The 8254-nt window shown below is 65.4% G+C and carries 6 protein-coding genes and 2 rRNA genes (1 of these 8 cut by a window edge); 4 read left to right on the forward strand and 4 right to left on the reverse strand.

What is annotated here, in order from left to right:
- Nucleotides 1-229 precede the first annotated feature (229 nt).
- Nucleotides 230-487, forward strand: a complete 258-nt coding sequence (locus AC6R2M_RS15870) for a type II toxin-antitoxin system ParD family antitoxin (RefSeq protein ID WP_500483802.1) — start codon at nt 230-232, stop codon at nt 485-487.
- Between the two features lies 1 nt (nt 488).
- The gene (locus tag AC6R2M_RS15875) at nt 489-794 is read left to right on the forward strand and encodes a type II toxin-antitoxin system RelE/ParE family toxin (RefSeq protein ID WP_500483804.1); all 306 of its coding nucleotides are present in this window, start codon (nt 489-491) and stop codon (nt 792-794) included.
- Here AC6R2M_RS15875 and AC6R2M_RS15880 read toward each other — a convergent pair.
- The gene (locus tag AC6R2M_RS15880; protein WP_500483806.1) at nt 791-2608 is read right to left on the reverse strand and encodes an ABC-F family ATP-binding cassette domain-containing protein; all 1818 of its coding nucleotides are present in this window, start codon (nt 2606-2608) and stop codon (nt 791-793) included. The two genes, AC6R2M_RS15875 and AC6R2M_RS15880, sit on opposite strands and share 4 nt — an antisense overlap.
- 158 nt (nt 2609-2766) lie before the next feature.
- Here AC6R2M_RS15880 and AC6R2M_RS15885 point away from each other — a divergent pair, with 158 nt between their 5' ends.
- On the forward strand, nt 2767-3399 hold the full coding sequence (locus tag AC6R2M_RS15885; RefSeq protein WP_500483808.1) for a LysE family translocator: 633 nt from the start codon (nt 2767-2769) through the stop codon (nt 3397-3399).
- Between the two features lie 85 nt (nt 3400-3484).
- The gene (locus AC6R2M_RS15890) at nt 3485-4693 is read left to right on the forward strand and encodes a CaiB/BaiF CoA transferase family protein (protein WP_500483810.1); all 1209 of its coding nucleotides are present in this window, start codon (nt 3485-3487) and stop codon (nt 4691-4693) included.
- A 17-nt stretch (nt 4694-4710) separates the two neighbouring features.
- Here the strand turns inward: AC6R2M_RS15890 and AC6R2M_RS15895 are convergent, their stop codons facing one another.
- The 3 genes from AC6R2M_RS15895 to AC6R2M_RS15905 form a co-directional block, all read right to left on the reverse strand.
- On the reverse strand, nt 4711-5514 hold the full coding sequence (locus AC6R2M_RS15895) for an SDR family NAD(P)-dependent oxidoreductase (protein ID WP_500483811.1): 804 nt from the start codon (nt 5512-5514) through the stop codon (nt 4711-4713).
- A 503-nt stretch (nt 5515-6017) separates the two neighbouring features.
- A 5S ribosomal RNA gene (gene rrf / locus AC6R2M_RS15900) occupies nt 6018-6131 on the reverse strand.
- Between the two features lie 393 nt (nt 6132-6524).
- Nucleotides 6525-8254, reverse strand: a 23S ribosomal RNA gene (locus AC6R2M_RS15905) (it continues 1186 nt past the right edge of the window).

An 8254-nucleotide genomic window follows, 5' to 3' on the forward strand; every position in this document is an offset into this window, starting at 1 on the left:
GCGCTTCACAAAAGCGACGGATCGGCACGGGCCGTGGCCCGGACGAAGACGTCCAGGCATGGCGCCGCATCGAGATTTCCGACGATAAGGATCGAGGGAGGATGGGCGCCGCGCGATCACGGCGTGACAGGTTCCATATCGGCGCGTTCGTCACGAAGGTCAAGTCGCGATTGTTTGACAAACTTTGCCAATAGGCGGATCGTCGAAGCCTTGAGCGAGGACTTTGGCCATGGCGACGATGAACATCTCCCTTCCCCAGCCGATGAAGGACTGGGTGGAAAGCCGCACCGAGGACGGGCGCTACGCCAATGCGAGCGACTATGTCCGCGACCTGATCCGCCGCGACCAGATCAAGCAGGAGAAGATCGCGAACCTCAATCGCCTGATCGAGGAGGGCGAGGCGAGCGGGTACACCGATCGGACGGTGGAAGACGTCTTTTCAGAGGCGAGGGAAGTCGCAGCGCGTCGGCGCTTGAAGGCATCGTGATATGGAGTACCGGCTGTCCGCGCAGGCGCAGCAGGATCTTCTCGCCATCTACGTGCAGGGTGCGGAACGCTTCGGGCCGGATCAGGCCGACCGCTACGCCGAGCGCTTCATCGATGCCTTCGAACGGCTCGTGGACTTTCCGGAGATGGCGCGCCCCCGTCGCGAGTACGGCGGCCGACGCATTCTTCGCGTCGGCATTCACATTGTCGTCTACCGCATCGAAGCGGACACGATCTTCGTGATCCGTGTGCGCCACGGTCGGGAAGACTGGCGAAGCGACGAGGACGATATCGACGTCGAGCCCTAACCCGCCAGCTCCGCCTTCAGCATCTCCAGCTCCAGCCACTCGTCTTCCTTGGCCGCGAGGCTGGCCCGCTTCTCCTCGATCGTCCTGGCGAGCTTGGCGAAACGGTCCGGGTTCTTCGAAAACAGCGCCGGATCGGCCATCTCGGCTTCCGCCTTCGCGATGTCGGCCTCCACCGCGGCGATTTCCTTGGGCAGGTTCTCCAGCGCGAATTTCTGCTTGAAGGACAGCTTCGCCGCGTTCCCCGACGCGCCTGCGCCAGACGGTTTCGACGCCGCAGCCGGCTTCGGCGCGGCCTTGGCCGTCGCTGCTGCCTCCTTCTCCGCGCCCCTTCGCTGCGCCGCCATGTCCGAATAGCCCCCGGCATATTCGAGCCAGACCCCGCCGCCGGAGGGCGAGATCACGCTCGTCACCGTCCGGTCGAGGAAGTCGCGGTCGTGGCTGACGAGGAGGACCGTGCCGGGATAATTGGCGATCAGCTCCTGCAGGAGATCGAGCGTCTCCATGTCGAGATCGTTGGTCGGCTCGTCGAGGACGAGGAGATTGGCGGGCGTCGCCAGCACCTTGGCGAGCAGAAGCCGCGCGCGCTCCCCGCCCGACAGATTGCCGACCGGCGTGCGGATCTGCTCGGGCGAGAAGAGGAAGTCCTTGAGATAACCCGCGACGTGGCGCGCCTCGCCGTTCACCATCACCTGGTCGCCCCGCCCGTCGGTCAGGGCGTCGGAGACGGAGAGGTCGTCGCGCAGCGCCGCGCGCTTCTGGTCGAGAAAGGCGATGTCGAGCTTGGTGCCGATGCGGACGCGCCCTTCGTCCGGCTCCGATTCCCCGATGAGTATCTTCAGGAGCGTCGTCTTGCCCGCCCCGTTCGGTCCGACGAGGCCCACCCGGTCGCCCCGCTGGATGCGGGTCGAGAAGTCGCGCACCAGCGTGCGCTCGCCGTAGCTCTTCGAGATGCCGACCGCCTCGATCACCAGCTTGCCGCTCTCGCGGACCGCGCTCGCCTCCATCTCCACCGTGCCGACGGCGCGCCGCGCGTTCTTGCGGTCGGCGCGAAGCTGGTGAAGGGCCGCGAGGCGCCGCTCGTTGCGCGTGCGCCGTGCCGTCACGCCGTAGCGCAGCCAGTGCTCCTCGCGCACGATCTTGCGGTCGAGCTTCTGGAGGTCCCGCTCCTCCTCCTCCAGCACCTTGTCGCGCCATTCCTCGAAATGGGAGAAGCCCCGGTCGAGCCGCTTCGTCGCGCCGCGGTCGAGCCAGACGGTTGCGCCGGTGGTGCGCTCCAGAAAGCGCCGGTCGTGGCTGATGATGACGAAGGCCGAGCGCGAGGCGCGCACCTCCTCCTCCAGCCATTCGATGGTCGGCAGGTCGAGATGGTTCGTCGGCTCGTCGAGGAGAACGATGTCGGGCTCGGGGGCGAGAACCCGCGCGAGGCCGGCGCGGCGCGCCTCTCCGCCCGAAAGCTCGGACGGGTGCGCGTCGGCGCGAAGGCCGAGTCCCTCGATCATGCGCTGGACCCGCCAGGCATCGTCGGCCGGTCCGAGACCGGCGGCCACATAGGCCTCGACGGTGCGCGCGTCGCCGAAATCGGGCTCCTGTCGCAGATAGCGCACGGTCGCCTGCGGCTGGCGGAAGACCTCGCCGCCATCGGCCTCCACCAGCCCGGCCGCGATCTTGAGCGCGGTGGATTTGCCCGAGCCGTTGCGGCCGACCAGCGCGATGCGCTCGCCCGGCAGGACGTTGAGTTCGACGTCGGTCAGGAGCGGCGTTCCGCCGAAGGTCAGGCGGACGCCGGCGAGGCGAAGAAGCGGAGGAGGAGCCATGGCCGGCTTCTACAGGATCGATCCGTCCGGCGGAAAGGGTTTCCGCGGCCAGAGCGCCGTGCGTCCGAACGGACGCAGTTGCGGCCGCAACCGATGGGACCTTGCGCAGCAGGTGGTTTGGTGGATCACTGAGATGTCATCGATCGGAGCGAAGCGACATGTCTCTGGAACACTGGCTGGCCTTCGTCGCCGCCTCGGCGGTCCTCCTCGCGATTCCGGGTCCGACCATCCTCCTCGTCATCTCCTATGCGCTCGGCCACGGCCGCCGTGTCGCGGGCGCCAGCGTGGCGGGCGTCGCGCTCGGCGATTTCACCGCCATGACGGCCTCCCTGCTCGGGCTCGGGGCGCTTCTGGCGACCTCCGCGACGCTCTTCACCGCGCTGAAATGGATCGGCGCGGCCTATCTCGTCTATCTCGGCCTCAAGCTCTGGCGCGCGCCGGTGGCCGAGCGGGCCGTCGATCCGGATGCGGTCCCGGCCGAAAGGCCCGTCCGCATCTTCCTGCACACCTATGTGGTGACGGCGTTGAACCCCAAGAGCATCGTGTTCTTCGTCGCCTTCCTGCCGCAATTCATCGATCCAGCCCGCCCGCTCCTGACGCAGATGATCGTCTTCGAGACCACCTTCCTGGTGCTCGCCACCGCGAACGCGGCGCTCTACGCCCTTCTGGCCTCCAGGGCCCGGCAGACCATCCGGCGGCCGGGCATCCAGCGTGTCGTGAACCGCGTCGGCGGATCGCTGATGATCGGCGCCGGCATTCTCGCCGCGGGCTGGCGCCGCTCGCCCGCCTGATCGCGCGCCCCTCGCGGCCCTTTACGGCGGGCTCTCGCTCGGGCCAGTCTGCCCGCCGGTGTAACGCGTTCCGGGAGGGGTCCGTATGGCGATGGAAGAGGTGCCCGCACGCGGGCCGCTCGCGGGCGCGCGCATTCTCGAACTCGGGCACTTCGTGGCGGCGCCCTTCGCCGCCCGGCTTCTCGCCGATCTCGGCGCGGACGTCATCAAGGTCGAGCCGCCGGGCGGCGACCCGGTGCGTGGCTGGGGCGAGCAGCTGGACGGCCATTCGCTCTGGTGGTCCCTGCACGGACGCAACAAGCGGTCCATCGCGGTGGATCTGAAAACCGAGGCGGGTCGCGAGACCGTCCTGAAGCTCGTGCGCGACTGCGACGCCGTCATCGAGAATTTCCGCCCCGGCCAGCTCGACCGGATGGGGCTCGGTCCCGACGTTCTGCGCCGTGAGAGACCGGGGCTCGTCGTCGCGCACATTTCTGGCTACGGCCAGGATGGCCCGGACCGCAACCGCGCGGCCTTCGGCGTCATCGGCGAGGCGGTCGGCGGCTTGCGCCATCTGACCAATCACGAACCCGGCGTCAGCGACCTGCCGCCGGTGCGCGTCGGCGTCTCGATCGGCGATTCGATCGCCGGTCTCTACGCGGCCTTCGGAATCGCCTGCGCGCTCTGGCAGCGCGACCGGCCGAGCGGCGACGGGCGGGGACGCACGGTCGACGTGGCGCTCTCCGACGCCGTCCTGTCGATGATGGAGGGCATGCTTCCCGAATACGGCAAGCTCGGCAAGATCCGTGAGCCCGCCGGCGCGGGCATCCCGACCGCCGCCCCCTCCAGCGCCTATCCGACGCGCGACGGCTGGGTGCTGGTCGCGGCCAATTCGGAGCCGCTCTTCGCGCGGCTCGCCACCCTTTTGAACCGCCCGGACCTGCCGACCGACCCGGATTTCGCGACCAACCGGGCCCGCTGCGCCAACCGGGCCCGGCTCGACGCCATCATCGGCGAGTTCACGGGACGCTACACGTCCGAAGAGGTGACCGCCCTCCTGCAGGCCGCCGACATTCCCCATTCGCGGGTCTACACGGCGAAGGATTGCGCAGAGGATCCGCAGTTCCGCCATCGCGGCATGGTTCGGGAGGTCGACGACCCCTTGCTCGGTCCGATGCTCCATGCCGGCATCGTCCCGCATTTCCCAGACGATCCCGGCGCGGTCCGCTGGACCGGCCCGGCCGTCGGGCAGCACACCGAGGCGATCCTCGCCTCCCTGCCGGGACGCAGCGAGCGCCCCCGCGACGAAAGCTGAACGCCTCCCTCGCCGCTCTATCCGACGCTTCCCGACACGGTCGCGTGCAGCCCGCCATCGACCGGCAGCTCGATCCCGGTGATGTAGCGCGCCTCGTCGGAGGCGAGGAAGACCGACGCAAAGGCGACGTCCCAAGCGTCGCCCTGGCGCTTCATGGGCGAGACGGCGGCGCGCTTGGCGCGCATCTCGTCGAGGTCGGCATGGTAGCCGCTGATCTGGCTGTAGACATGGGGCGTGTCCATGACGCCGGGCAGGATGCAGTTGGCGCGGATCCCGCGCGAGGCGTATTCGATCGCGACCGCACGGGTGAAATGGTTCACCGCCGCCTTGGAGGCGTAATAGGAAACATAGGGATAGCCGGTCCACCGGATCGAGGCGAGCGACGAGATGTTGACGATCGTCCCGCGCCCCTGCCGGACCATGACCGGAAGCACGGCCTTGCAGGTCAGGAAGACGCTGGTCGCGTTCACGTCCATGACGCGGCGCCAGCTCTCCTCCGACGCCTCCTCCACGCCGCCGGCGAGATTGATGCCGACATTGTTGTGCAGGATGTCGATCGCGCCGAAGGCTTCGAGCGCTTTCTTTACGCAGGTCGCGACCTGATCGGAGACCGTGACGTCGGCCGTGAGGGAGACGGCGTCGTGCCCCTCCCCCCGAATGATCGCGGCCGTCGTCTCGGCCGCCCGCCCATCGCGATCGACGCAGACGATTTTCGCGCCTTCTCGGGCATAGGCGACGGCGGCTGCTTTCCCGTTGCCCCAGCCTTCGCCGATCGAGCCCGCGCCGAACACGATGGCGCAGCGGTCCTGCAGTCGTTTCATGGATTCCCCTCCCCGGTTGGCTCTCGCTGTTGAGCCATTGGGGAGTGTTTTTGCGCTTTGGTGTTTTGGACATCAAGGCGGGGTGGTGTGTGGTGGGGGTTCTGACGGCGTGCGGGGAAGTGTTCTGTGGTTGTCGGGGTTGTCTGGCGTGCGGCTTGTATGGGCACGGTTTCGTGCGGCCTGCGGTCGACCGGCTTCGGGGCCGGTGGCACCTTTGGGAGCCAGGCTGGTTTCGTGGGCGGGGCGGATTGCGCCCTTGGGGCCGCTATCGGGGGCGGGTTTGGCCTGCGTTGGGGGCGGCGGATCTGCTGTGTTTCGGGGTGCTGGACGGCGCCGGCATTGCTCTTCCCGCGGCGAGCCCTTGCCCGCCCGTTCTTTCGTGGCCCGCCCGTTCTTTCTGGCGGACGAACGCAAAAATCCCCGGCGGCTTTCGGCCCCGGGGTTGTGGATGGTTTGGAATGGAGTGTGCTGTGTGTGAGAGAGGTGATGGATGCGATTTGCAGACCTGGCGGCGACCGACTTTCCCGCGTCTTAAGACGAAGTATCATAGGCGCTGAGGCGTTTCACGGCCGAGTTCGGAATGGGATCGGGTGGGGGCACCTCGCTGAACCACCAGGTCGGCAAATCGCATCACTGGAAGCTTGGGACGCTCACGCCGAACGGCTATCGAGCCGTTCGTCTCCGCTGGGGCGCGCCACGGGGCGCGACGCCCGTTCGGGCTTCCCCACGGACCCTTTCGGGTCCTCGGAGGGCACCCCGTCCGTCCATGTCAGCGAAGACCTTTGCGAAGGTCGAGCCGCATGGAGCGTGAGGTGACGTGAGCTGGTCTGTATCGTCATGCACCGCTGAGGGGCGCACGGCAGTCCCGACGCGATAGCGTCGGCGGAACCTTCAGGTTCCGGCCCGCCGCAGGTGATCGGCCCGTAGCCGATCGCCACGAGGCGAACCATGAAGAGATGAGGCAATGTTCATCACGGGCGCAGCCCGCTGATGAACATTGGCGAATGAGAACGATCAAGCCGATCGAGCGATTAGTACCGGTAAGCTTCATGCGTTGCCGCACTTCCACACCCGGCCTATCAACGTGGTGGTCTTCCACGGCTCTGATAGGGAATACTCGTTTCCAGGTGGGTTTCCCGCTTAGATGCCTTCAGCGGTTATCCCGACCGTACATAGCTACCCTGCACTGCGGCTGGCGCCACAACAGGTCCACCAGAGGTACGTCCATCCCGGTCCTCTCGTACTAGGGACAGATCCTGTCAATATTCCTGCACCCACGGCAGATAGGGACCGAACTGTCTCACGACGTTCTGAACCCAGCTCACGTACCGCTTTAATTGGCGAACAGCCAAACCCTTGGGACCTGCTCCAGCCCCAGGATGCGATGAGCCGACATCGAGGTGCCAAACAACCCCGTCGATATGGACTCTTGGGGGTCATCAGCCTGTTATCCCCGGCGTACCTTTTATCCGTTGAGCGATGGCCCTTCCACTCGGGACCACCGGATCACTATGACCGACTTTCGTCTCTGCTCGACTTGTCTGTCTCGCAGTCAGGCGGGCTTATGCCATTGCACTCGACGACCGATTTCCGACCGGTCTGAGCCCACCATCGCGCGCCTCCGTTACTCTTTGGGAGGCGACCGCCCCAGTCAAACTACCCACCATACACTGTCCCGGACCCGGATGACGGGCCGCGGTTAGACATCCATGACGATAAGGGTGGTATTTCAAGGATGGCTCCACGCGAGCTGGCGCCCACGCTTCAAAGCCTACCACCTATCCTACACATGCCGACACGAATGCCAGTGTAAAGCTATAGTAAAGGTGCACGGGGTCTTTCCGTCTGACCGCAGGAACCCCGCATCTTCACGGGGAATTCAATTTCACTGAGTCTGCGTTGGAGACAGCGGGGAAGTCGTTACGCCATTCGTGCAGGTCGGAACTTACCCGACAAGGAATTTCGCTACCTTAGGACCGTTATAGTTACGGCCGCCGTTTACTGGGGCTTCGATTCAGAGCTTGCACCCCTCCTCTTAACCTTCCAGCACCGGGCAGGCGTCAGACCCTATACGTCGTCTTTCGACTTCGCAGAGCCCTGTGTTTTTGATAAACAGTCGCTACCCCCTGGTCTGTGCCACCACCATACGGTTGCCCGCATGGAGGTCACGCTTCTTCCGAAGTTACGCGTGCAATTTGCCGAGTTCCTTCAACGCAGTTCTCTCAAGCGCCTTGGTATACTCTACCAGTCCACCTGTGTCGGTTTCGGGTACGGTCTATACGGTGGGGCTATTTCCTGGGACCCCTTCGCTGCCCAACCAATCCGATAAGGATGGACAACACACGGGATCCGTCACTCACCACCAGGCCCACGATTATTAACGTGGTTCCCATCGACTACGCCTTTCGGCCTCGCCTTAGGGGCCGGCTAACCCTGCTCAGATTAACTTTAAGCAGGAACCCTTGGACTTTCGGCGAGGGAGTCTCTCACTCCCTTTATCGTTACTCATGTCAGCATTCGCACTTCCCATACCTCCACCGCCCCTCACGGGTACGGCTTCAACGGCCTAGGGAACGCTCCGCTACCGCTTGCATCAAAGATGCAAACCCACAGCTTCGGTGTATGGCTTGAGCCCCGGTACATTTTCGGCGCAAAGACCCTTAAATCTAGACCAGTGAGCTGTTACGCTTTCTTTAAATGATGGCTGCTTCTAAGCCAACATCCTGGTTGTTTTGGGATC

The sequence above is a fragment of the Aureimonas sp. CAS genome (genome assembly GCF_059838215.1).